The organism is Burkholderia sp. EMB26, from assembly GCF_024730645.1.
Lineage (GTDB): Bacteria > Pseudomonadota > Gammaproteobacteria > Burkholderiales > Burkholderiaceae > Burkholderia > Burkholderia cenocepacia.
Window position 1 is genome coordinate 792556 of the sequence record NZ_CP078070.1, and the last position, 23393, is coordinate 815948.

The window sequence follows — 23393 nt, forward strand, 5'->3', positions numbered from 1 at the left end:
ACGTTTTTTCACGGAGCCTTAAGGTAGTTTCGGTATCATCGCTGGGTTGCACGCGCCGCCTTGGCTGGCGGGCGCCTCGGCCATGTCTGGCCGGTTCCGGCCGTTCCGGCCCCATCGCCTTCGAGGAATCGCATTTGGATACGCTGCTTCATTTCGTCAATCTTGTCCTGCATATCGACGCTTTCCTCGGCGATTTCATCCGGCAGTACGGCGCGTGGGTCTATCTCGTCCTGTTCCTGATCGTGTTCTGCGAGACGGGGCTCGTCGTGTTCCCGTTCCTGCCCGGCGATTCGCTGCTGTTCATCGGCGGCGCGTTCGCGGCGACGGGCGAAATGAACGTCGGCCTGCTGATCGTGCTGCTGCTCGTCGCGGCGATTTCCGGCAACACCGTGAACTACCTGATCGGCCGCTGGATCGGCCCGAAGGTGTTCAATACGCATATCCCGGTGCTCGAGCGCTTCCTCGATCGCGCCGCGCTGCAGAAGACCCACTCGTTCTACGACAAGCACGGCGGCAAGACGATCGTGCTCGCGCGTTTCATCCCGGTCGTGCGTACGTTCGCGCCGTTCGTCGCGGGGGCGTCGTCGATGAGCGTGGCGCGCTTTCAGTTGTTCAACGTGATCGGTGCGCTGGTGTGGGTGCTACTGCTCGTGCTGCTCGGCTATTTCTTCGGCAACATTCCGTTCATCCGGCAGTACCTGAACGTGATCGTGCTGGTCGGGATCGGCGCGGCGATCGTGCCGGTCGCGCTCGGCGCGGTGTGGAAGCTGGTGCGCGGGCGGCGCTCGGGGGGGGCGCCGAAGGCGGGCGGGCGCTGAGCGGGGGCTTCGTTTTCGAAGCAATAAAAAAGCGTGGCGGCTGCCACGCTTTTTTTTTGTTCGTGCGGCTCGGGCGCCGCTTCCGTCACGCGTTGCGTTGCGAGACCGGGGTTTCCGGCGTCGGATAGCCGGCCTCACGGAACGTGTCGAGGATCACGCGGTTGGTGTCGCAGTACACCTGCCAGTAGTTCTCCGGCTGAGTCGAGGGGCGCACGAACAGCAGCGGACCTTCCGGCGTGAATTGCAGCACGCCGATGTCCGGCGCCGGCACTTTCAGCACGTTCGGCACCAGCTGGATCTGCGTCTTCAGGCGGTTGATCGCATCGGCCGCGTCGACGCTGTGCGCGATCTTCGCGGTCAGGTCGACGCGACGATGCGGCGTCGCGCTGTAGTTCGCGATGTTGTCCGAGAAGATCTTGTTGTTGCCGACGATCGTCACGATGTTGTCGGCGGTGATGATCGTCGTGCCGAACAGGCCGAGCTCCTTCACCGTGCCCGTGACGCCGCCCGCACTGATCACGTCGCCGATCTTGAACGGGCGCAGCACCTGCATGAACACGCCGGCGGCGAAGTGTGCGAGCAGGCCGCCCCAGGCAGTGCCGATCGCGAGGCCGAGGCCGGCGAGCAGTGCGGCGAACGACGTGGTCTGCACGCCGAAGATCTGCAGGATCGCGAGGATCAGCAGGATCGTCAGCAGCACGCCGACGACCGAGGTCAGGTAGTCGGTGAGCGTCGGGTCGACTTTGCCGCTGCGGCGCACGACCTTGCCGAGCAGGCGGGTACCGATGCGGATCGCCCAGCGGCCGACGAACCACAAGACGATCGCGGCGAGGAGGTTGAGGCCGAAGTCGAGGCCGCGGGTCATCAGGAATTGCTGGGCGGTGGCGAGATCGATCATGCGTTCTCCGAAGTCAGGGGTAAAGGGGCGGCGCATGCACCGGAATGGGAGGCGCTTTTATAACCTGACCTGTGAAGGGCGGGCAACCGGCCTGACATTGGTTGACGTAATGAAAAACGGTCAGGACGCTTGTGCGTGCTGCCCATGGTGCGCGCCGATTTCGTGAAAACGGCGTCTGAGGTGGCTCAGACAGGTTGTTCCGGACGATTCGGCGAACGAGTATCGATCGTCGTCAACGCGTCGCTCGATCGCGAAAATATTGCCGTCCTTGCCAACCGGCATAACGCATCGCATTGCGAGTCCAGCGTATCGCCTTGACGAGCGGGCGCGCACGGTTGCCGCGAATTTTCTCGAGCGGTCGAGCTGCATTCGGCGCGAGTTGCCGGGCGATAGCCTCGGGCGTCGTGAACAGCGAGAGTTGCCAGTCCCAATAGATTGCGTAACGGAGCAGTACCCCCGCCGTCAGCATGTCGAGCGATAGCCGGCGCTCGCGCCACGGCTGTTCCAGCGCATCGTGCGTCAGTCCCCATCCGGCGTAAAAGGGCAGACCGTATGTATGAACTTCCTTCCCGCGCAATAACGCATCGAAGCCGGCGAGCGATGAGAGCGTATGCAACTCGTCCGCCACGTCGATCAGAGAAATGAGATCCGCATGCGTATCGACGACATCGGCGAGGTGTTCCGCATCGACGAGTCCGGCGCGATTGCCGGACAGCACGTCCGGATGCGGCTTGTAGATGATAAATGCGTCCGGTCGGCGTGCACGCACTTCCTGCAGCAATGCTTCCGACGTGGCAATCGTGCCTGTTCCCAGGCGAATCGACGCATCGTCCGCAACCTGGCCGGCGACGAGCACGATTCGCTTGTCGTGGGGGACACGCCACGACGGTGCCTGACGGCCGAGATTGTATTTCGTAAGGCCGTGCCGCACGATTTCCCGCCTCAGCGCTGCCGCACGCTGCAATTCCGGTTCGTCGAACGTGGTCTCGTTCAGAATGACGGTCAGGTCACTTGGGCGGCTCGCGTCGAAATACAGGCCGCGGCGATCGATTACCTGGCTGCACGGCGGCGACATGTCCGAACCGAGCCCCGTCGAATGGATGAAGCCGTCTTCGATCCGCACGCGTGCCGCTCCGTTCGGCAGGCCTTCTGCCGAACGTCCACCCCATATCGCCGCGTGTTCGTCGGCGCGGGTTTCGCGCGGATCCGCCAGCCAGCGTAACGTCCCGCCCCCTGCAGACAAGTACGGTGTGGCGTATGGTCGCTTCCACCATTGGAATCGTATGCCGGCTACCCGGCCGAGGTCGGCGTAGCGGGCGGCGACGGCATGCTGCAGCTCGATGCAGTCGAGGGCGCCTTCGAGCGTGCCTTGGGCGCCGTGTACCGGATCGAGGTAATGCGCGAGTTGCAGGAACGCGGCGTCAAATAGCGCAAACACGGACGGACGGGCTCGGCGCTCAGGCATCGCAGTGCGATCCTGCGTCAGTCCCCAGCCGGCGTAATACGGTGTGCCGAACACATGAACCGGCACGCCGGCCAGAAGTGCGGCCATCCCTTCGGATGCTCCGAGGACATAGACGGTATCGGCAAGTCGAAGGATGTCACGCAGGGAATGCGTGACGTCGAGGATTCGAGCATTTTCAGGCAGTTGCGTTTTGTTTGACAGCCAATCGCCGGCACCCGCATCGGCAGAGCGCAAGATCCAGAAGTCGGCGCCGGGGTGTGCGTGGCGCGCTGCATCTACCATCGCAGCAAAGTTCCCGCGGCGGTGCCCGGCCGGCGTACAGACGTCGGTATGCGATGTTTCTCTTTCGTCAATCAGCACGATACGCTTGTCGCGGTCGGATGTATGCCATGCATCCGGCAATTCGGTCACCCGACGCCGAACATGCAACGCATCGCTGTCGAGGACGCGGTGAATCAGACCGCGACATCGCGCATCCGCGTCGGTGATGGGGGAAGTCTGGAGCGCGCGGTCGAGTGCGGCGACCAGTCCGCCGTGCGCAATCAGATCCGGCGGAATGCGGAACCACGAAAGAGGCGGCGCGTGCCGGACGAAGACGGGGCCGGGGCAGACCGGGTAGACGGTACGTCCGAGCGATGCGGACGTTCGGGCAAGTGCGACGCCGAGCCGCGAATCGACCCACACGAACGGTGACTTTCTGGTCGGCCAGTTGCCCCAGCGCTTGCAGGGCACAATCTCGGTTGCGTCGAATGGCTGGATTTCGGGCGTCATCGAAGATTCAGTCGGTGCCGGATTCATTTACCGGAGCGATTCGAGAAAGCCGTCGATTCGTTCAAAGTGCTCGGCCCACGTCGGCGCTCGAAAGCGTTCGATTCGCGCGATCTGATCCGCTCGTTCGGTGCTGTCCGACCGGGCATACGCGCGAATCCGCGCGAGCCATCCTGGCCCGTCGAGCGGGTCGAGATAGTCGGGAATGTCCGACGCGATCTCGTGAAAGACCGGCAAGTGGCTGGCGAGCACCGGCACGCCCAGCATCAACGCTTCGACGAGCGGCATGCCGTAGCCTTCGGTGAACGACGGGAACACGAGCGCACGCGCATGCTGCAACCAGGCGTGCAGTTGATCGTCGCTGCAATCCGATTCTTCGATGACCGCACCGCGAATCGTGGTGCACCGCTCCAGCATGTCGACGACGTTCTCGCATTCCCAGCCGCGTCGGCCGATGACGACGAGCTTGGGGGCGTCGTCGCCCATCTGTTCGACCAGGTGCCGCCATACGTGCAGGATGAACCAGTGGTTCTTGCGCGGTTCGATCGTGCTGAGCATCACGAAATAGGGCGCTGCGATCGGCGGCGGGCTCGGCGGATGAGGCTCCACTGCGGGTGCGAGTGGCGCGACGACGACCGGCGGAAGCGGCAGCGACGCTTGCCGCGCCTCGTTCGCCAGTTCGTCATAGGTCGCCTGTGAGTTGCTGATCAAGCCGCTCGCGTGCCGTAGCGCGGTATGGATGCGAGCGCGATGCGATGCGTCCACGCCCGGGCGGCAGTACTCCGGGTGCGTCAACGGAATGAGGTCGTGGACCATGAAGACCGAGCGCGCGTTGCGTTGCGCCATCGCCCGATAGTACCGGGGGAACTCCATTCCGTTGTGACTTGTATGCAACAAAATTGCGCGATCGAATCGCTGCGGATAAAGCTGGTTCAGCAACGCAGAAGCAATAATCTTGCGTAGCGCCCATCGATCGCGACTGGACGACAGCAGCAACGCAAATATTTTTCGCGAGTCTTTTTCCGTTAAAACGGTCGAAAAGCCGCGTTCGCTCAGGACTGCACGTGCGCGATCGCCATATCGGCGGATGTAAGCCAGTCCTACTCTGTCTACCCCGGTGGGGATCAGGCCATCACAAAAGCGGGTGGCAAGACGAGTGACGTCCAGAAGTATTTTTGTCACGCAGGTGCAATGTTGTTGGGTGCACGGAAATGAAAGATGTTTCTGTTTGCCGAAGCCTGATGGCTCATGCAACAATTCCGCCGGGTAATTCTATGGTATCTCGCATGGCTGGACAATTCGCGCGTGCGCGTCTTTTGGTCAGCACAAATGCCGAGCGTGCCAAACAATTGAAGCTTGATGTCAGATTTACCGATCCGCTTGCGTCCGCGCGCGCGGTAGCAATGGACTGTTGAGCCCGCCCCTATTTGCACCAAACCGGTTCACGCCTTATGGGGCAAGGGATTGGGCTGCGCGTAAGCCGGAGTCGCTGGACCGCGAGAAGCCGACGGAACCTCTGGGTTGCTCATCGGCGTTTCGGATGCGCCACGCCGGGAATTTTTCCGGTACATCTTACATTGTGCGGTAAAATCCGGCGGCCTTTGAATGACTGGATTGTTAAATGCAGAGTTTAAATCGCAGTGTATGGTTGGCTGCTGCCATCGGCGGTGCCATTGGGTTGGCTGCGTGCGGTGCCATTCCCACGTCTGGACCGAGTCGCTCCGAAATTAATGCCAGCAGTGGTGGCGCGAATCAGGTCAGTTCGCAAGGAATCCAGGTCGTTGACGTGACCGACCAGATTGCGCGACAACTCTATACAGGTCGTAAAAGCACGGATTTTGCCTCGGCACTAGGCGACAACTCCGCGTTTCAGCAACAGTTGGGCGTCGGTGACGTGGTGGAAGTATCGATCTGGGAAGCACCGCCTGCGACTCTGTTTGGCGGCGGTACAAGCGACGCCCCGACGCCTAGCGGTGTGCCGACCGGCGCACGGCTGACCAAGTTGCCGACGCAAGTGATCGATGGCAATGGCAACATCCATGTGCCGTTCGTCGGCGCTATCAAGGCACAGGGTCGTACGCCAAGCCAATTGCAAGCATATATCGCGGCACGCCTCAAGAATATCGCGCATGACCCACAGGTTTTAGTGCAGTTGGCGCGTAACGAAACCTCATATGTCACGGTGGTGGGAGACGTATCCAGCAGCACGCGTATGCAGTTGAGTGCGCGAGGTGAGCGTGTGCTCGATGCGCTAGCCGCGGCCGGGGGCGCAAAGCAGCCGATCAGCAAGACTATGATCCAGGTGACGCGGGGCGACATCGTTGCGCTGGAGCCGCTGGACACGGTGATTCGGGACCCGCGCCAGAACGTACCGCTGAAAGCGGGTGATGTTGTCACCGCCCTGTTTCAGCCGTACAGCTTTACCGCGTTTGGAGCGACTGGCAAGAACGAGGAAATCAATTTCGAGGCCCAAGGCATTACGCTGGCGCAGGCATTGGCGCGTGCGGGTGGCCTGCAAGACTCGCGTTCAGACGCACAGGGTGTATTCATTTTCCGGCTGGAAGATCAGCAGGCACTCAAGTGGCCTAACCAGCCCGTGCGAACGACGGCAAACGGCAAAGTCCCCGTCATTTACCACATTAATCTGAAAGACCCGGATTCGTTCTTCGTGGCGCAGAGCTTCATGATGGACAACAAGGACGTCCTCTACGTCTCTAATGCGCCGGTGGCAGAACTGCAAAAAGTGCTGAACCTGGTGTTCTCCGTAGCTTACCCGATCGTGTCTGGTGTTCAGACGTTCAAATAATTATGAAATTCCTGAAGCGAATTAACCGTTTGTTTCTGATGACGGTGGTCATACCTACCGGTATTGCGATTATTTATTTCGGAATTATTGCTAGTGATGAGTATACCTCTGTCAGCAGTTTTTTGATTCGCAGTCCGCAGCAGACCAATGCTTCAGGGCTGGGCGGATTGTTGAAGGGGGTTGGGGGATTTTCGCAGCCGGAAGGGAGTGCGTATACGGTCCAGAAGTACATTCTCTCTCGTGACGCAATGATGGTGCTGGATCGAGAACAGAAAATCAAATCGAAGTTTCAGAGTGGATCGATCGATTTTATTAATCGATTTTCTTTGTTTGGGTTGAATGATAGCCTCGAAGAGTTCTATCTTTACTATGGCAAGAAAATCGTTGATGCAAAGGTCGACACTGATTCTCCAATTGTGACGCTGAACACCAACGCGTATGATGCGCATCTTGCTTGGAGCATGAATAAGCGTCTGCTGGAGTTGGGTGAGCGGATTGTCAATCAAATGAACGCACGAGCCCGGGCGGATCTGATTAATACTGCTCAGCATGATGTCGACGTTGCGAAAGAAAATGACCGTATCGCTACATTGGCGTTGGCGCGCTATCGGAATAACGCGGGTGTTATCGACCCTGAGCGCCAGTCCAACATTCCGTTGCAGCAGGTTGGAAAGCTTCAGGACGATCTAATTGCTACCCGTGTGCAGATTGCTCAAATGGAGAGGCTGTCGCCGGCCAACCCGGGGCTGCCGACTCTGCGCGATCGCGCCAAACTGCTGCAACAAGCGATCGATCAGGTGAGCCAGCACGTTGCCGGTTCGCCGGGGGGCTCATTGGCCAGCAAGGCCGCAGAGTTTCAGCGCCTGACGTTGGAGAAGGACGTTGCCGACAAGATTCTTGCGGGCGCTATAACGTTGTTGGATCAGGCGCGTGTCGAGGCTGAGCGTAAGCAACTCTACCTTGAGCGCATTGCCGAACCGAGCCTGCCTGATTATGCGATGAGCCCGCGCCGCGGGCGAGCCATCCTTGCTACTTTCCTGCTCGGTTTGATTTTGTGGGGCGTATTGACCATCGTTATCGGTGGAGTGAAAGAGCACTATGACCGCTGATTACCGTCCTCCGACGTTCCGGGAGCAATTGGGCATCCAGGTCAGAGTTGTCTGGGCGCTCATCATGCGCGAGATGATTACTCGTTTTGGTCGAGAGGGGCTTGGCGTATTGTGGATAATGGCCGAACCTGCGATGTTTGTTGTCGGAGTGATGGTCATCTTCAGTAATACGGAAACGACGGCCAAGTATCCGGTTGCAGAATACCTGGCGGTCAGTTATCCGACTCTGCTGTTTTGGCGCAATGCGACGAACCGAGTGATCAAAGCGATCGACTTCAATCGTGCGTTGCTGCACTACAAGCCGATCCTTCCGATGGACATACTGTACTCGCGAATCATTCTCGAATTTGCAGGCGCTACAGCGTCGTTTCTTGTTTTGTTTGTCGTATTGATCGTGATTGGTATTTGCCAGATTCCGGCTGATCCACTTACGATGATATTGGGATATTTCCTGGTAATATGGTTCTCGTTTGATTTTGTTTTGATTATGGCGGCGTTGTCTGAGCTAAGTGAGTCGATCGAGCGAGTTTCACACGTAATTCTCTATCTGATGATGCCGGTATCGGGGGTTTTTCTGCCGACGTACGTTTTGCCTCCACGGCTAGCTGAGATGATGACGTATTTCCCGTTAATCGATGCGGTCGAGTATTTTCATCACGGATACTACGGAGACCGTATGCCAACACTCTACCACATTGATTACACGGTGTTCGCGTTGTCATTTTTCACTTTGTTTGCACTTTCACTTGTCCATTACGCCATTCGGCGAGTGCAACTAAACTGAGGTCGAATGTGATTGAGTTGCGGAATGTATGCAAGCGCTATCCGATTCATCACGGCCGATCGCACCGGGAGATACTCAAGGGTATCAACCTGCGCGTTCAGCCAGGCGAACGATGGGGCATCCTCGGACGCAACGGTGCGGGGAAATCGACGCTGATTCGCATTATCAGTGGCGCGGACCGTCCACATTCCGGCGAGGTCATTAAAACCATGTCGGTGTCGTGGCCCTTGGCGTTTGGTGGCACGTTTCAAGGCAGTCTGACCGGCAAAGACAACGTGCGTCTGGTTTCTCGCGTATACAACATCGACTATCGCAAGGCTCTCAAGCTTGTCGAAGATTTTGCAGAACTCGGACCCTATCTTGATGAACCGGTCAAATCATATTCGTCTGGCATGACATCGCGCCTGGCATTTGCGATCTCGATGTCGATTGAGTTTGATTGCTTTTTGATCGACGAAGGGATGGCGGTTGGTGATCATCGCTTTTATCAGAAGTGTAATGTCGAGTTGTTCGAGAAGAGGGGTGATCGCGCCATGATCATTGTTGCACACCAGACAGAGTTGATTCGTAACCACTGTAGTCATGCCGCTGTCCTGGAGGATGGTGTGCTCACGGTTTGTGATAAGGTCGAAGACGCGATTCGAATTTACGAATCCATGTGATCGATAGATAAAATTCGCGCCTTTAATTTCCGAGGCCCAGCGACAATTATAAATAAACAGTGAATGGGCGTTTAATAAACTTAAATACTGTGAAAAATAATGTACACGCTTTGTGAGTTTATCGTAGAGAAAGCTGATGTGCTTCGCCAGGAAGTCGGCACGATCCTCGTTTCGCATGCTTTAACGGGGGAGGCGCCGCGACAGGCGCATGGTTTCACGGTATTTTCGCGAGATCGGAAAGGGCGCCGGTTTCAGAAACTGCAGGATCTGGCACTTGATGGGAGTTCCGAGCCTGATCAGCGCATTTCGCCAAATTTGGTGGCGGTTGTCGGTGCCGATTTTGATGGATGGGGTGAACTGCAGGCCCTGCTGCAGCGGATCGGTGCAGGCGAAAGCGGTAGCGTCATCGTTCTCGTGCCGGCGGGGCAGGATGCGATGTCACAGGCCAGTCTTTCACAATTTGTCGCAGAATGCGCCATTCGAACGCAGGCTTTTGGCTTCTCCGGTGAGGTCCGTATCGCTGCGCAGTGCGGCACAACGGAACTCGGCTCAGTCGTGTTGGAGCGGTTGTGTCCTGCGACATCGCTGGGTAAGGTTTTGGAAAGTCTCTCGCCTGGCGACGGAGGAAGGGTTGCTGTCCTGACGATGGATGCGCGTGCTTCGGAGATGGGGCGGAGCGTGACGCGTGAGCCGTTGTTCACCGTGCTGACGCGCACACAAGGCTCGCGCATGGAGACGTTGAGCGAGGTGTTCCTGTGCCTTTCCGCGCAGACCATCAACGATTTCGAGCATCTTGTCGTCGCACACAATGCGGCACCCGAGGCGGTCAGCGAGATTCGTGCATTGATCGATAGCCAGTCGGCAACGATGCGCGAGCGTATTCGATTCGAAGAAGTGATCGGAGGCACCCGGACTACGCCGCTTAATGCGGGGTTCGGGATGGCGCGTGGCAAATATGTCATCATCCTCGACGACGATGACATCGTGTTTGCGAACTGGTTGGAGACGTTCAGAGCGATTGCGCGCGAGAAACCGGGTGCGCTGCTAAGGGCGACTGCGGTGCGTCAGGAATTTACGTGGGCGTATGTCGAAGGCAAGCGAGCAGCCCGGGCGATCAGTGCAATGCACCGGGATTACGCATCGGAGTTCGACTATTTTGAACATCTCGAGGTGAGCCAGACGCCACCGGTTTCAATTGCCTTTCCACGCAACGTATTCGAAAACTACGGCCTGCGTTTCGATGAAACGCTCACGACGACCGAGGACTGGGACTTCATCATGCGTTGCGCGTCGCGAGTCGGCGTGGGCAGCTCCGACGAGATCACTTGTATATATCGGTGGTGGAGCGAAGCGGAGAGTTCCAGGACCATTCATTCCCAGTCGGAATGGGTCGATAACCACGCCCGTATCCAGGACAAGATCGACGCTGAGATTAATCTTATGGAAGCCGGTAGCATGCGCAAATTCCGTGAGATCTCTGAAAAGATGGACGAGTATCTGCGCTGGGCGAACAAGATGCATCACGATCTGATCGATCTTCAACTGGCTACGAATTCGAACAATGTCGAAGAGATCAAGCAGAAGATCGCAGCCATCTCCGACGACGTTCAGCACGAGCTTGTGGTCATGTCGGGCGATAGTTTGCCTGATGTGCTGTATTCGCCGCCGCAGCAAGACCTCCTGCCGCCGCCGCGTGTGCCGTTTTGGAAAAGGATGCTTTCGGGGCCTCGTGCAATGGCGCAGATGCGCGCCAGCCAGCGTCGCAAGATCATCGAGGCATCCGGTATTTTCGACGCAAGCTGGTATCTCTCGACCTACCTTGATGTTGCAGAGCAAAAGGTGGATCCGCTCGTGCACTTTATTCAATTCGGTAGCCGTGAATTGCGTAGTCCGTCGGCGCAATTCAATGCGCGCAGTTATTACATTGATAATGTAGACGTGCGTGATCAAAAGATCGAGCCAGTTTTTCACTTCCTGCTTTTCGGTAAGCGAGAAGGGCGACGTCATCAGGAGCACGTTTGAGGTAGCGTATCGGAGCTTTCTTTGTTGCGATGTGCCGTTGTTCGATTATTTTGAGGCTCGCTGATTTAATGTCGGGAACGCGCTTGTAGCGATTCTTATCGGTGACAGCCGCTATGCGGCAATCGCAACGGCTGCGCAGGGAGCGTTGGCTTCTACGTCGGAAAAATGTGGCTGCGATCGAATCGAGCAAGAAGGGCTTCGACGAAGATATTAGCCGACGCCAATAAGGATATGCGGTAATGCGATATCCATGTCCGTGTGTCATTGAAGGAGCAGGAGTACATGAAAGTATTGATTACGGGTGGGGCCGGGTTTATCGGCGCGGCGCTCGCGCAGGAATTGATTGGGCGGCGTAATGCACAGGTTGTCTCGGTGGATAATCTGCTTCCTCAGGTGCACGAAGACGGCGTGCTCCTGAAGCGCTATCCGGCGACTGCGAAACTCGTGCGCGGTGACGTGCGCAACGGTGAGCTTCTTGATTGTGTGCTGCATGATTTGCAACCGGATTATGTCGTTCACTTTGCCGCGGAGACGGGGACCGCGCAGTCGATGACGCACTCCAGCCGTCACGCGAGTGTCAACGGCGTGGGCACGACCGAATTGCTGGACTCGCTTCGCCGCGCGCAATGTCGCCCACGCCGCATTCTGCTGTCATCGAGCCGCGCCATCTATGGCGAAGGCGCATGGCAGGCGGAAGACGGCAATCTGTTCTATCCCGGTATTCGCAGCCGTGGCCAACTTTCGGCGGGCGATTGGGATTTCCGCGGGGCGGATGGAAAGCCGGCGGTTGCAATGCTGCACAATGCAGCCACCGTGCTGCCTAACCCCACCAGCATTTACGGCGCGACCAAGCTGGTTCAGGAACATTTGCTCAAGGCATGGTGTGCGGCAAACGAGGTTCCGTATCACATTCTGCGCTTTCAGAATGTCTATGGCATCGGTCAATCACCGTCAAACCCCTATACGGGGATCATTAATATTTTTCACCGGATCGCTCGGCGCAAGGAAGTTATTCCTGTCTACGAGGATGGTGAAATCGGCCGCGATTTTGTCTGGATCAGTGATGTCGTCGATGCTTGTCTCGCTGCGCTGCTCGATCAAAGCGAAGGCTGTGGAACTTACGACGTGGGGAGCGGTGAGGCAACGACCGTAGCGCAAGCCGCCGCTGTCGTCGCGGCACTTCACGGTGCTCCGAGCCCGCGTGTCACGGGCCAGTTCCGCGAGGGGGATGTTCGTTGGGCGGTTGCCGACGTCAGCGCGCTTAAGGCAGATCTCGGTGTGGTGCCGAAGGTCTCGTTCGAGGAGGGTGCTGCGCGCGTCGGAGAGTGGCTCTTCGACGGGACGCAAGTCTAAAGATATCTACCGTTGGCAGCAAATATCAGGTAATCCGATGACCGCGATCAAAATTCAAGTCCAAAGCATTCTTTTCAATAACGAACCTGCGGATATCAAGCGTGCCCTTGAGGCAATCAACAGGGCAGCGCACATTCTCCGCGGCAAGCGCGATGTCGTTGTTGATGTCGCGTACGGTGACTGTTCTCCAGGTCAGGCTTGCCTGTCTCCGGGGGATGTCCGAGAGATGGGGGCCATGCTCACGTGTGGCGTCTTTCACTACACCTATTTCAACGCCAATCTCGGGTCGGCGGAGGGGCACAACAGACTGGCGGCAGGCGTCAAGGATGGATACCTGCTTATCCAGAACCCCGATGTGATCGGCGAGTCCAGCTATCTGATCCACTTGCTCGAAGCTTTCGATGACCCCGAGTGCGGGATGTCTGAAGCTCGCCAGTTGCCGATCGAGCATCCGAAGGACTACGATTCGAAGACGGGGAACACGTCGTGGGCAACCACGGCTTGTGCGTTGATACCGGTGGAGCTTTTCGTCAAAGTGTCCGGGTTCGACTCGAAGGTGTTTTTCCTGTATTGCGACGATGTCGATTTTTCGTGGCGTGTTCGTCTGGCCGATCGCAAGGTCGTCTTTCAGCCCGCGGCGGTTGTGTTTCACGACAAGCGTCTCAAGAAAGACGGATCATGGAATCCATCGAATGCCGAGCGCTATTATTCGATCGAAGCTGCTTTGCTAATGGCGCACAAATATTCTCGTCCGCAACGAGTAGAGGAAATCCTCCAGATGTGCGACCATCTTTCGTCTGACGATGTATTTTCCAAGGCGGCAGCGCGTTTTCGCGAACTGCGACAGAATGGAAAGTTGCCGCAAGCACTTGATCGCGAGCACCGCGTTTCCGAGTTTTACGGGGATGATTACGCCCGTCATCGATTCGTTATCTAATCTGGTTCAAAATTCGCCAGGAATCGATCGTCGACACGGTCAGCTCAAAGCGCCGGTTGATCCACGGTGCCGTCTAGGCGAGAACCGGTATCGTGTCAGAATGGTGGCTCGTCGATCGATGGTTGGGCCGTTCGAGAGGTTCTCCCGACGCGGTCCGGTGTTTGGGAGTGCATCATTCGCGTAATTTTTGCGGTCGCATCGACGCAAGGCGCTGTTTCCTCGGAAGTGGCGAAGCAGCATGTCCCGCACTGTCCGGGGCGGGGGCGGGGCGAGCAACCGGTGAAGCAATACGATTGATCTCGTGCGTTGTATTTCCTTGATTTACTTACACAAAATTCTGCACGCGCTTAGTCCGGGCTGCCGATAGTCTGAAACTTATAAAGGTAGTTGCAAATGTTGCTTATTGCTGGTGGAGCTGGTTTCATCGGTGGAAACTTTGTTCTCGACTGGTTCGCCGGTTCCGATGAACCCATCGTCAACCTCGACAAACTGACCTACGCGGGGAATTTGGACACGCTGAAGTCGCTGGACGGCGATTCGCGACATCATTTCGTGCGTGGCGACATCGGTGATCGTGCGCTTGTTTCGAAGTTGCTCTCGGAGTTCCGGCCGCGTGCGGTAGTCAATTTCGCTGCAGAGTCGCACGTTGACCGGTCAATTTACGGTCCCGGTGAATTCATTCAAACGAACGTCGTCGGTACGTTCAATCTGCTCGAATCGGTGCGGGCCTACTGGTCCGACCTCGCGGAAGAAGAGCGCCGTGCATTTCGCTTCCTGCATATTTCCACGGACGAAGTGTTCGGCACGCTCGATGCGAACGATCCACCGTTCACGGAAACCAACGCATACGAGCCGAACAGTCCGTATTCAGCGAGCAAGGCCGCATCGGATCATCTGGTCCGTGCTTGGCACCATACATATGGGTTGCCGGTGGTGACCACCAATTGTTCGAACAACTATGGCCCGTATCATTTTCCTGAGAAGCTGATTCCACTGATCATCCTGAACGCGCTCGCCGGCAAGCCGTTGCCGATCTACGGCGACGGTCAGCAGATCCGTGATTGGCTCTACGTCAAGGATCATTGCTCGGCAATCCGAACAGTCCTGGCAAACGGCTCGCTGGGTGAGACTTATAATGTCGGTGGTTGGAACGAAAAACCGAACATCGAAGTTGTGCACACGATCTGTGCGATCCTGGATGAACTGCAACCGCGTGATGACGGGAAGTCGTATGTGGAGCAGATCAACTTTGTACAGGATCGCCCCGGCCATGACCGCCGTTATGCGATTGACGCTCGAAAGCTCGAGCGCGAACTTGGCTGGAAGCCCGCTGAGACCTTTAATACTGGTATCCGCAAAACGGTTGAGTGGTACCTAGCAAATCAGGATTGGGTGAATAACGTCACGAGCGGCCAGTACCGTACGTGGATCGAACGCCACTACGGAGAATGATGATGCCGCGCATCCTGATTACGGGTTCGAATGGGCAGGTCGGCTTCGAATTGCGACGTGCGCTTGCACCGCTCGGAGAGGTGATCGGATTGACTCGCCGCGACATGGACCTGGGTGATCCCGCGAGCATTGTTGCTGCGCTGGATCGTCATCAACCGGATCTGATCGTCAATCCTGCCGCCTACACGGCCGTGGACAAGGCCGAGAGCGAGCCGGAATTGGCCCGGGCCGTCAATGCAGTAGCGCCCGGCGTGATGGCCCAATGGGGAGCAGTGCGCAATGTGCCACTCGTCCACTATTCGACCGATTATGTATTCGAAGGCACCGGTGTGACGTCGTACCGCGAAGACGCATCGGTTAATCCGCAATCGGTTTATGGGGCGACCAAGTGTGATGGCGAGAGTGCGGTTCGACAGGCCTTCGCGAAGCATCTGATTCTTCGAACGAGCTGGGTCGTTGGCGCGCACGGCAGCAATTTTCTGAAGACGATTCTGCGTCTTGCTCGGGAAAGGGACCAGCTTCGAATCGTGGCCGATCAGACGGGCGCTCCCACGTCGGCTGCGCTGATCGCCGATGTGACGGCACATCTCGTTGCCCGTTATTTTGCCGATCGCGAGCACTTTGCATTCGGTACATATCACCTCGCAGCATCCGGCGAGACAAACTGGTGCGAGTATGCGTGCCACGTCGTGGCACTTGCGGAAGCGCGAGGCATTGATCTCAAGTTGCGCTCGATCGATATCGCGCCAATCGCGACGCACGAGTATCCGCTTCCGGCAACGCGACCCATGAATTCCCGCCTCGATTGCAGCAAATTGATGTCGACGTTCGGAATAACGCTCCCCGATTGGCGAAGCGGCGTTGATTACGTTTTCGATCAACTGCACGACTGATACGGAAAAATAATAAGCATGAAGCGCAAAGGCATAATTCTCGCGGGAGGGTCGGGTACCCGTCTCTATCCAGCGACACAGGTAGTCAGCAAGCAACTGCTCCCGATTTACGACAAGCCGATGATTTATTATCCGTTGAGCACGCTGATGCTGGCGGGGATTCGGGATATTCTGATCATTTCGACACCGCAGGATACGCCTCGTTTCGAGCAGTTGTTGGGTGACGGATCACAGTGGGGAATCAGGCTGCAATACAAGGTGCAGCCCAATCCGGACGGGCTTGCACAAGCGTTTTTGCTGGGTGAGTCGTTCATCGATGGTGACCCTTCCGCGCTGATTCTCGGCGATAACATCTTCTATGGTCATGATCTCGGCGGTCTTTTGAAGGGGGCGGCCGACAAAACCTCGGGTGCGCAGGTCTTCGCCTACCATGTCCAGGATCCGGAGCGATATGGCGTTGTCGAGTTCGACTCGACCGGTAAAGCAATCAGCATCGAAGAAAAGCCCGAGGTTCCGAAATCGCATTACGCGGTGACCGGGCTCTATTTCTACGACGAGCAGGTGGTGGACTTTGCGAAATCGTTGAAACCGTCGCGGCGCGGCGAACTGGAGATCACCGATCTCAACGCGCTGTACCTGAAGGATGGCTTGCTCAACGTGCAGACCATGGGGCGCGGTTTTGCCTGGCTCGATACCGGCACGCACGATTCGATGCTGGAGGCCTCGCACTTCATCGCAACGATGGAGCATCGGCAAGGGTTGAAGATCGCATGCGTCGAAGAGATTGCATATCGGTTCGGCTATATCGACGATGAACAACTTGAACGTCTCGCTCAGCCACTCAGCAAAAACGGCTATGGCCGTTACCTGCAGAATATTCTGAAAGAAGGAAAATCCCGGTGAACGTTTTAGCGACCGCCATTCCCGACGTAAAGATTTTCGAACCGAAAGTGTTCGGCGACGCGCGTGGTTTCTTCTTCGAGAGTTTCAGCTATCGCGTGTTCGAAGAAGCGATTGGGCATTCCGTCGAATTCGTGCAGGACAATCATTCGAAATCGGCGAAGAACGTTGTTCGAGGGCTGCACTATCAAATCAATCACGCACAGGGGAAACTGGTTCGGGTAGTCGCCGGGGAGGTGTTCGATGTCGCGGTCGATATTCGTCGCGATTCGCCGACGTTCGGTCGGTGGGTCGGTGTCGTGCTGTCGGCGGAGAACAAGCGGCAGCTGTGGATTCCGGAAGGTTTTGCACATGGCTTCGTCGTCGTTTCCGACACAGCGGAGTTTTTGTACAAGACCACCGATTACTGGTATCCGGACGCCGAACGAGCGATCCGTTGGGACGATCCGACGCTCGCGATCGAATGGCCCATCTCCGGTGAGGCGCTGGTGTCCGGCAAGGATGGCGCTGCGCCCGCTTTCAAAGATGCCGAGTACTTTTGAGCTGCTTCCCGCAAGTCCATGTTTGACTTCAACGCCTTGCGCCTGACGTGGGGGATGCCGTTTCTGGTCGAGCGGTCCGATGCCGCGTCGCACGCGTCGGCAGATCGACCGGGATCCCGGGTGTATTGGGTCAACGTCCAGTTGCTACCGGGTTGGTACATGATCGAGCTTCGCATGAGCGGTCATGCGGCGCAGTCGCGAGCCCGGTTGCGGATGCTCGGCAGGGCATCGTCTGCGACGCTCGCGATGGAGCTCAGCGCACGGCAGGTGAGCAAGCGGCTTGTCCATCTTCCGGCGCGCGGAAAGATCGAAATCGAGATTGATTGCGGCGATCAGGCGGTCGATCGAATCGAAGCGTTCCGCCTTGTCAGGGTCACGACACGATTTGCGCACTCGCGCATCATGACCAAGCTCGGTGCGGCGCACCCAAGGTACAAACCATGCGGCGACGATTATGACCTGACTGATCGCGGTCATGGTCGTGCCGACATGGCGCAAGCATGGCGCGATTACTGTTGCCTGTTCGACGAATCGGAATCCCTGGTCGGATACCCGGACTGGGTCCGGCACTTCGATACGCCGAGCCCCAACACGTACAGCGTGATGCGGGACAACCTGCGCTACTTCGACGGCGGCCCGCTGTTCGCGATCGGCATGGAGGTGTCCGGCGCAACTTCGCCACACTGGGAAACGGCAATCCGCTCGATCGCTGCGCAGATTTACCCGCACTGGCAACTTCTGATCGTCGATCGACGTTCCGGCTCCGATCGCACTGCATTGATTCCCAGGGACCTGCTTGCGGATACGCGCATCCGTGTCATTTCGGGCAGCTCTTCCGCCGAAGCGCATTCAGCGCTTGATCGGGCGCTCGCCGAAAGCGGCCGTTGGGTCATGTTCGTCGGGCCACACGACGAGCTGCCTCGGCACGGCCTGTACGTCGTGGCTGACGCGATCAGCCGCCACCCCGATGTCGACTTAATCTATGCGGACGAAGACAGTATCAGCATCGACGGCGTTCGCCACAGCCCACGCTTCAAGAGCAACTGGAGCGAGGATCTGATGCTCTCGTCGAATCTGTTCACCGGTCTTGGCGTCTACAGGCCTGAAGTATTCGCGTCATCCGGTGGGCGGGACCATCGCCATGGAGTCGCGTCGTGTTATGACATGACGCTTCGCTGTCTCGCGTATACCGGTCCCGACAGGATCCTGCACATCCCTCGTGTGCTTTACCACGTACGCACCCAATCCGAAGCTACCCGGGAACCGGGGGCGCAACACGATGCGCGCGATGCAAGCCGGATGGCGGTCGTACGTCACCTGTCGCGGATGGGAGTCCGGGCAACGGTCTCGTCGACGGAGCATGGCCGTCACATTCGGTATCCGTTGCCGGAAATGGCGCCGCTCGTCACGCTCGTCATCCCGACTCGCAACGGGTTTGCGCTGCTCAGTCGTTGTGTCGATTCGATTATCGAGAAGACACGCTATCGCGCCTTCGAAATCATCGTTGTCGATAACGGATCCGACGACCCGGAAACCCTCGACTACATGGAGCGGCTTTCAGTCGATCACGGCGTACGCATCCTCCGGGACGATCGTCCGTTCAATTATTCCGCGCTCAACAATCGCGCGGTCGAACTGGCGCAAGGTGAGTTCGTCGCACTCGTCAACAACGACGTGGAAATCATCGATGGAGACTGGCTCGACGAGGTGATGGGACATGCGTTGCGTCCGGAGGTCGGCGTCGTCGGTGTCAAACTGCTTTATTCGAACGGAACCGTACAGCATGCGGGTGTCATCGTCGGGCTCAGCGGCTGCGCCGATCATCTGCATCGCGGGCTGGGGCGCGACGAGCCCGGATATCTGGCGCGCGCGGTAACGACACAGTCCATGTCCGCCGTAACGGGTGCATGCCTCGTCGTACGGCGATCCCTGTATCGGCAACTGGGTGGACTGAACGAACGCGATCTTGCCGTTGCATTCAACGACGTCGATTTCTGCCTTCGCGTCCGGCAAGCGGGTTACGCGGTGCTCTGGACGCCGCACGCCGTGCTGTATCACCACGAATCCGCCACGCGAGGTCGCGATGATACTGAAGAGAAGATGGCCCGTGCCACTCGCGAAATCGAGTACATGCGTGAACATTGGCGTGACCTGATCGCGAACGATCCGGCTTATAACCCGAACCTGTCGCTCGATCGATTCGATTGTCAGCTTGCTTGGCCGCCGCGTGTCGCGTCTCTCAGGCGTCTCGCCCTCGATGTGTCCGGAGCGGTGGCTTCTTGAGTGCAGTATGTGCAGATACCTGGCAAGCAACTCGTTCAATGCTTACCTTGAGCTGATTCACCCGATCGTCGTTCGTTCGTGCAAGTGCGAGACGGGAACGGTTGCAAGATAGTGTGTGTAGGCTAGCGAGTGGTGCCGGCGGGCCCATCGTGATTTCGCTGTTCGGGATGGCGCGACTCTGCAGTCTGTTTCAGCGGGTCGTCTTGCGCCTTCGTAAGAATTTCCTCCGTGGGGTGGGCCGGGTTCGCGTGTCTGCTCGTCATGTCGTCGATCCGGATCCATCCATTTGCGATCAATATGAAAGATTTTCTCCTGTCGATAGTTCGTCGAGCCGTTCGATTCAAGGTCAATCCGGTCCGGGATCTCGCCTTGTCGGGAGCGACGCCTTTCGACTGGACGTCGACGGGAGACCATCCGGTTTTCGACCTCGAGCCGGAGGGCTGGGGGGAGGTTGTGCCTTCCGGCTGGGTCTATGTCGAATCCAGGATGATTCGACGGGGCGCGCACCTGGTGGCCCGGCTTTATGTGGATACAGGCTCGGGTTTTTCGGATGTGGAATTCTTTGTCATCCCCGCGGCCCGCTCGGGAAATATCAAGCAGGTCATCAGGATTCCGCGCAATACGCGCCGTTTGCGCCTGTCACCAATGCAGGGTGAGGGGGCTGTCAGGCTGGAATTTTTTCGAATAACAAAAATTTCAAACGTGGAAAGAGTTGTCAGAATGGTCGAATGGACCATTGGGGACATAATAAAATTCAAAGATACCGGGCGCGCGAGAAAATACAATATCACTTTGGGTCGTTTGTTGACGGACCTGAGTGGGGTGTATGCCGATTGTGCAAAATTGCGGTTCCATTCTGTGCCTTTGGATTACAGGGCATACGTGGAAAAATTCGATGTGCTGCGTCAATCGGATATTGCCTCGATTCGACGACACATGGATTCATTTAAGAAGCGGCCGTTGATTTCCATTCTGATTCGGGTGCGTGGAGCATCTCTCGGGTATCTTGAGTCTGCCATCCAGTCAGTTTTTACGCAAATTTACGGGAACTGGGAGCTGTGCATTGCTGTCGATGACGTCGATGTATCAGAGGTCGCTGGGTTTTTGAAGTCCATTTCTGAAAAAGACGATCGAGTGAAGATCGTCTTTATGAATTCCGGTGGATATGCATCGATTGCTGCGAATGCTGTACTGGACCTGGCGGCTGGAGAGTTTTCTACGACTCTCGGTCAGAATGACGTTCTTTCGCCTCATGCACTCTATCTCATTGCCTTGAAAATCAATGAGGTTGATGATCTTAATATCATATATTCCGATAGTGACGAAATAGACGAGCACGGCATTCGGGGCAACGTACGATTCAAGAGTTCGTGGAATCCGGATTTATTTTTTTCTTGTGACATGATTTCTCGTTCGGCTGCTTATAGAACGTCGCTCCTGCGCGAGATAGGTGGATTTCGGGTTGAGTATGAGGGTGGTCAGGATATTGATATCGCGCTCAGGTGCGTGAAAAACAGCACGCCGTCGCAGATTTGCCATGTTCCGCGCGTGCTCTATCATTTTCGTCAGTTCGGTGAGTCTGGTTTGACCGATACCGATGCAGAAGGTGATGCGTGCAACGCGAAAGAAAGAGCACTTTCCGAATTTTTCGAGGGGCAGCCTGGGGTGAAGGTCTCGCGCGGCGAACTCACTGGAACCTATCGGGTGCGATACCCGATACCCGCTCCCGCACCCAAGGTCACCGTCATCATTCCGACCCGAGATGGCGGGCCGTTGCTGAAAAAATGCATCTTCAGCATATTCGATGGAACCACCTATGAGAACCTGGAAATCGTTGTTGTAGACAATCAAAGCAAGGACCGGGAGACAGTCGATTTTCTGCAATCGTTGTCGCGGAGAGGCAATGTCACCGTATTGAAATACGATTTTCCTTTCAATTATTCAGCGATTAATAATTTTGCGGAAAAGCATGCGTCTGGCGATGTGTTGTGCTTTCTCAACGACGATGTCGAGGCAATCGAGCCGGATTGGTTGAAGGAGATGGTTTCGCACGCGCTGCGCCCGGATATCGGCGCCGTGGGGGCAAAGCTCCTTTACGCCGATGGGTTCGTCCAGCATGCAGGCGTCGTGATGGGGATCGGGGGCTTCGCGAGCCACGCGCACCGGTTATATCCGTCGACGCACCCGGGATATGCCGGAAGAGCCGCACTTGTTCAAAATTTTTCGGCGGTCACGGGAGCCTGTCTGGTCATGCGTCGGGAAGTGTTTCGTGCGGTCGGTGGTTTTGATGAAGAAAATCTTCCCGTTGCATTTAATGATGTGGATTTATGCCTCCGGGTACGAGAGGTGGGCTACAGGGTGGTATGGACGCCATACGCAGTCCTGCATCATTTCGAGTCCTACAGCAGAGGAGACGATCAAATGTCCGCCGAGAAGCGTGCCAGATTTAACAGGGAGAAGAGATTTATGCTTTCGCGGTGGAAGACCGATCAACTGAATGATCCGTACTACAATCAGAATTTGACGCTCGATCGAGAGGATTTTACTATCGCCGATTTTCCGAGAATGTACGCTCCATGGAGCGCCTGGATGGCATAAGTTCTACTGTGATTCCCGTTTATGTTGTGTGACAGGAATGTGGCGCTCATGGGGGGAGGATTGAGCTGTTCCGTGGTCTCTTTGAGGTGTCTCGAGGTAGACCGAATAAAGTAACGCGGAAGGAATATTCATGGATGTAAAAAAACGCCTGCTGCCGGGCATTCCACTGATTGAGTCGCCACTTTTCGATACCGAGGTTGCCGAGGCGGAACTGACGCCTGACGAGCGTGAAATCGCGGTTGCGCTGAACCGGAATGGTTATGCCGTGATCGACTTTCCCGATCCAGAGCTAGACGCCAGAATTACACGAATCCGGGACCGTCTGGCACCGCTGTTTAATGACACGGGATCTAGCAGTGATGGCGTGTACTATGCAGCAGGGCGCATCCAGGACGCGTGGATCAACGATCTTGATGTCAAGGCGATCGCCACCAATCGTCAGATGCTGGATTTGCTTGGGCGCTTGTATGGCCGCGCTGCATTTCCATTTCAGACGCTCAATTTTCGAGTTGGAACGCAGCAGAAATTGCATACGGATGCCGTGCATTTCTCGTCAATTCCTCCGCGATTCATGTGTGGGGTATGGGTTGCGCTGGAAGACATCTCGCCGGAGGCGGGACCACTTCAGCTGGCTCCCGGATCGCACAATTGGCCCATGATCGATAACGCAACGGCTGGTCGGCGTGGGTTTGGGGTGTCCAGCGAGTCGGCACAATTGCCGTATCAGGAAATCTGGGATGCGATGGTGGAGGCAAAGGGCGCCAACATCAGAACGTTCGAGGCACGTAAAGGGCAGGCATTGATCTGGTGCGCCAATCTGCTGCACGGGGGGAGTCCCCAAATCAACCCTGCGTTGTCTCGCTGGTCGCAGGTGACGCATTATTTTTTCGACGATTGTATCTACTATACACCTGCATTCTCGGACGAATATCTGGGGCGCCTGCAGCTTCGTGATCTGGTCAACATCGTCGACGGCACACGAAAACGTAATTCCTATTTGGGTGAGGAGGTCGTGTCGCCAGCTTCGCGTGCACGTGCGTCGCGAACCCTGGCGGGAAGGTTGCGCAAGTGGGTTCGCTCCTTTTGAGCCAATTCGTATGATC

The 23393-nt window shown here is 56.9% G+C and carries 18 protein-coding genes; 15 read left to right on the top strand and 3 right to left on the bottom strand.

Translation table 11 applies throughout. The features are described 5' to 3' along the window. The first annotated feature begins 134 nt into the window (after positions 1-134). The gene (locus KU887_RS03785) at positions 135-818 is read left to right on the top strand and encodes a DedA family protein (protein ID WP_058902161.1); all 684 of its coding nucleotides are present in this window, start codon (positions 135-137) and stop codon (positions 816-818) included. An 85-nt stretch (positions 819-903) separates the two neighbouring features. Here KU887_RS03785 and KU887_RS03790 read toward each other — a convergent pair whose 3' ends face one another. The 3 genes from KU887_RS03790 to KU887_RS03800 all read right to left on the bottom strand — a co-directional run bounded on the left by KU887_RS03790 (position 904) and on the right by KU887_RS03800 (position 5131). Next, on the bottom strand, positions 904-1716 hold the full coding sequence (locus KU887_RS03790; RefSeq protein WP_077019944.1) for a mechanosensitive ion channel family protein: 813 nt from the start codon (positions 1714-1716) through the stop codon (positions 904-906). A gap of 232 nt (positions 1717-1948) precedes the next feature. Continuing rightward, entirely contained in the window at positions 1949-3952 is a 2004-nt protein-coding gene (locus KU887_RS03795) for a capsular polysaccharide biosynthesis protein (protein ID WP_258254538.1), read from the bottom strand. A gap of 27 nt (positions 3953-3979) precedes the next feature. After that, the gene (locus KU887_RS03800; RefSeq protein WP_258254539.1) at positions 3980-5131 is read right to left on the bottom strand and encodes a glycosyltransferase family 1 protein; all 1152 of its coding nucleotides are present in this window, start codon (positions 5129-5131) and stop codon (positions 3980-3982) included. 439 nt (positions 5132-5570) lie between these two features. Here KU887_RS03800 and KU887_RS03805 point away from each other — a divergent pair, with 439 nt between their 5' ends. From KU887_RS03805 to KU887_RS03870, 14 genes are all read left to right on the top strand, one after another. Further along, entirely contained in the window at positions 5571-6755 is a 1185-nt protein-coding gene (locus KU887_RS03805; protein ID WP_080323905.1) for a polysaccharide biosynthesis/export family protein, read from the top strand. A gap of 2 nt (positions 6756-6757) precedes the next feature. After that, entirely contained in the window at positions 6758-7864 is a 1107-nt protein-coding gene (locus tag KU887_RS03810; protein ID WP_080323904.1) for a hypothetical protein, read from the top strand. Continuing rightward, on the top strand, positions 7854-8648 hold the full coding sequence (locus tag KU887_RS03815; RefSeq protein WP_080323903.1) for an ABC transporter permease: 795 nt from the start codon (positions 7854-7856) through the stop codon (positions 8646-8648). The genes KU887_RS03810 and KU887_RS03815 overlap by 11 nt, the downstream gene beginning before the upstream one ends. A gap of 8 nt (positions 8649-8656) precedes the next feature. Next, positions 8657-9310 (top strand): ABC transporter ATP-binding protein, encoded by a 654-nt coding sequence (locus KU887_RS03820; RefSeq protein ID WP_080323902.1) that lies wholly within the window; start codon positions 8657-8659, stop codon positions 9308-9310. Between the two features lie 99 nt (positions 9311-9409). Next, entirely contained in the window at positions 9410-11332 is a 1923-nt protein-coding gene (locus KU887_RS03825) for a glycosyltransferase family 2 protein (RefSeq protein WP_080323901.1), read from the top strand. A gap of 282 nt (positions 11333-11614) precedes the next feature. After that, entirely contained in the window at positions 11615-12685 is a 1071-nt protein-coding gene (locus KU887_RS03830) for an NAD(P)-dependent oxidoreductase (RefSeq protein ID WP_080323909.1), read from the top strand. A gap of 37 nt (positions 12686-12722) precedes the next feature. Then, the gene (locus tag KU887_RS03835; protein WP_256870252.1) at positions 12723-13622 is read left to right on the top strand and encodes a glycosyltransferase family 2 protein; all 900 of its coding nucleotides are present in this window, start codon (positions 12723-12725) and stop codon (positions 13620-13622) included. A gap of 393 nt (positions 13623-14015) precedes the next feature. Further along, on the top strand, positions 14016-15074 hold the full coding sequence (gene rfbB, locus KU887_RS03840) for a dTDP-glucose 4,6-dehydratase (RefSeq protein WP_080323900.1): 1059 nt from the start codon (positions 14016-14018) through the stop codon (positions 15072-15074). Between the two features lie 2 nt (positions 15075-15076). After that, a complete protein-coding gene (gene rfbD, locus KU887_RS03845; protein ID WP_080323907.1) occupies positions 15077-15967 on the top strand; it encodes a dTDP-4-dehydrorhamnose reductase in 891 nt (296 codons plus the stop codon). Positions 15968-15985: 18 nt separating this feature from the next. Then, entirely contained in the window at positions 15986-16870 is an 885-nt protein-coding gene (rfbA, locus tag KU887_RS03850) for a glucose-1-phosphate thymidylyltransferase RfbA (protein ID WP_179148696.1), read from the top strand. Further along, entirely contained in the window at positions 16861-17409 is a 549-nt protein-coding gene (rfbC, locus tag KU887_RS03855; protein ID WP_080323898.1) for a dTDP-4-dehydrorhamnose 3,5-epimerase, read from the top strand. The genes rfbA and rfbC overlap by 10 nt, the downstream gene beginning before the upstream one ends. An 18-nt stretch (positions 17410-17427) precedes the next feature. Further along, entirely contained in the window at positions 17428-19692 is a 2265-nt protein-coding gene (locus tag KU887_RS03860) for a glycosyltransferase family 2 protein (RefSeq protein ID WP_258254550.1), read from the top strand. 297 nt (positions 19693-19989) lie between these two features. Beyond that, a complete protein-coding gene (locus tag KU887_RS03865; protein ID WP_258254551.1) occupies positions 19990-22290 on the top strand; it encodes a glycosyltransferase family 2 protein in 2301 nt (766 codons plus the stop codon). Between the two features lie 130 nt (positions 22291-22420). Next, entirely contained in the window at positions 22421-23377 is a 957-nt protein-coding gene (locus tag KU887_RS03870; protein ID WP_080324052.1) for a phytanoyl-CoA dioxygenase family protein, read from the top strand. The last annotated feature ends 16 nt before the right edge of the window (positions 23378-23393 follow it).

What these genes read in the sequence shown, in the direction of transcription:
- KU887_RS03790 (WP_077019944.1), bottom strand. Translation starts at nt 1,716, where the DNA reads ATGATCGATCTCGCCACCGCCCAGCAATTCCTGATGACCCGCGGCCTC.
- KU887_RS03795 (WP_258254538.1), bottom strand. Translation starts at nt 3,952, where the DNA reads ATGACGCCCGAAATCCAGCCATTCGACGCAACCGAGATTGTGCCCTGC.
- KU887_RS03805 (WP_080323905.1), top strand. Translation starts at nt 5,571, where the DNA reads ATGCAGAGTTTAAATCGCAGTGTATGGTTGGCTGCTGCCATCGGCGGT.
- KU887_RS03810 (WP_080323904.1), top strand. Translation starts at nt 6,758, where the DNA reads ATGAAATTCCTGAAGCGAATTAACCGTTTGTTTCTGATGACGGTGGTC.
- KU887_RS03815 (WP_080323903.1), top strand. Translation starts at nt 7,854, where the DNA reads ATGACCGCTGATTACCGTCCTCCGACGTTCCGGGAGCAATTGGGCATC.
- KU887_RS03825 (WP_080323901.1), top strand. Translation starts at nt 9,410, where the DNA reads ATGTACACGCTTTGTGAGTTTATCGTAGAGAAAGCTGATGTGCTTCGC.
- KU887_RS03830 (WP_080323909.1), top strand. Translation starts at nt 11,615, where the DNA reads ATGAAAGTATTGATTACGGGTGGGGCCGGGTTTATCGGCGCGGCGCTC.
- KU887_RS03835 (WP_256870252.1), top strand. Translation starts at nt 12,723, where the DNA reads ATGACCGCGATCAAAATTCAAGTCCAAAGCATTCTTTTCAATAACGAA.
- rfbB (WP_080323900.1), top strand. Translation starts at nt 14,016, where the DNA reads ATGTTGCTTATTGCTGGTGGAGCTGGTTTCATCGGTGGAAACTTTGTT.
- rfbD (WP_080323907.1), top strand. Translation starts at nt 15,077, where the DNA reads ATGCCGCGCATCCTGATTACGGGTTCGAATGGGCAGGTCGGCTTCGAA.
- rfbA (WP_179148696.1), top strand. Translation starts at nt 15,986, where the DNA reads ATGAAGCGCAAAGGCATAATTCTCGCGGGAGGGTCGGGTACCCGTCTC.
- KU887_RS03860 (WP_258254550.1), top strand. Translation starts at nt 17,428, where the DNA reads ATGTTTGACTTCAACGCCTTGCGCCTGACGTGGGGGATGCCGTTTCTG.
- KU887_RS03865 (WP_258254551.1), top strand. Translation starts at nt 19,990, where the DNA reads ATGAAAGATTTTCTCCTGTCGATAGTTCGTCGAGCCGTTCGATTCAAG.
- KU887_RS03870 (WP_080324052.1), top strand. Translation starts at nt 22,421, where the DNA reads ATGGATGTAAAAAAACGCCTGCTGCCGGGCATTCCACTGATTGAGTCG.